Below are 871 nucleotides of genomic sequence, written 5' to 3'. Positions count from 1 at the left end.
TTAGCAACCCGGTTCGGCGGCATGCTGCTGTATATCCCGCAACAGATGGCTGCCCGGATCCGCAACCAGGAGATCAGGCTTGCCGTCTGGGCAGGAGAACACAAGCAGGCCATCGGTCAGCGGTACGGATTGGTGGAGCGCACCATTCGCAAGATCGTGCAGGGAGATAATCTGCCTTGCCCCGGTCTGACATGCCGCCAACGTCGAGCCGACGTACAGGGCTACCTCAAGGAGCGAGGTGATGAGCGAGCAACGTTTAAACCACATCGAACAAGGCATGGCCGTTCTCGAGCACCGGGTAAACGAGCTGGAAGGAACCCCGCCCAGGGTGAACTCTTTGGAGCACACGGTGAGCCAGTTGGAAGTGCAGTTCACGACCATGAACCGGGACATCACCGAGATCAAGGAGGAGAGCAAGGAGACCCACAGCCTGGTGCAGAAACTGGGTGAAGAGGTCAGAAAGCTCTTTTTTATCGGCACCGTGGTGGCCACCATCGCCAGCGCCGTGCTGGTCGGTTTGAGGATCTACGACAGCTGGGCAGGGATACAGGAACGGCAGGCAAGCCATCAGCAACACACAGGGAAGTGACATGACCGAACTGAGAAACATACGGGGCTGGCGTAACCATAACCCCGGCAACATTCGCCACGGTGATGACTGGCTGGGTTTGAAGCCAACCCAGACCGACGACGCCTTCTGCCAGTTTGTCTCTCCGGAGTACGGCATCCGAGCAATGGCTCGCACCCTGATGACCTACTACCACAAGCACCAGCTGCGAACCCTGCGGGAGATCGTTCACCGCTGGGCACCGCCGAATGAAAACGACACCGACGCCTATGTCAGAAGCGTTTGCCAGCGCATCGGCCTGAC

2 protein-coding genes and 1 pseudogene are annotated in these 871 nt (G+C 58.8%); all 3 read left to right on the top strand.

Annotation, left to right across the window (positions count from 1 at the left end; genetic code table 11):
* The coding region (locus AK963_RS36335; protein ID WP_238593903.1) for a hypothetical protein at nt 1-450 on the top strand (450 nt) is incomplete at its 5' end.
* On the top strand, nt 434-589 hold the full coding sequence (locus AK963_RS36330; protein ID WP_175404648.1) for a hypothetical protein: 156 nt from the start codon (nt 434-436) through the stop codon (nt 587-589). The genes AK963_RS36335 and AK963_RS36330, both read left to right, overlap by 17 nt.
* 1 nt (nt 590) lies before the next feature.
* Nucleotides 591-871: pseudogene (locus AK963_RS29800) on the top strand (structural protein); the annotation flags it as partial.

Source organism: Endozoicomonas atrinae (genome assembly GCF_001647025.1).
In the GTDB taxonomy this organism is placed as follows: Bacteria; Pseudomonadota; Gammaproteobacteria; order Pseudomonadales; family Endozoicomonadaceae; genus Endozoicomonas; species Endozoicomonas atrinae.
The sequence above is the reverse complement of the archived record's forward strand: the minus strand, read 5'-3'. Positions and strand labels throughout refer to the sequence as shown.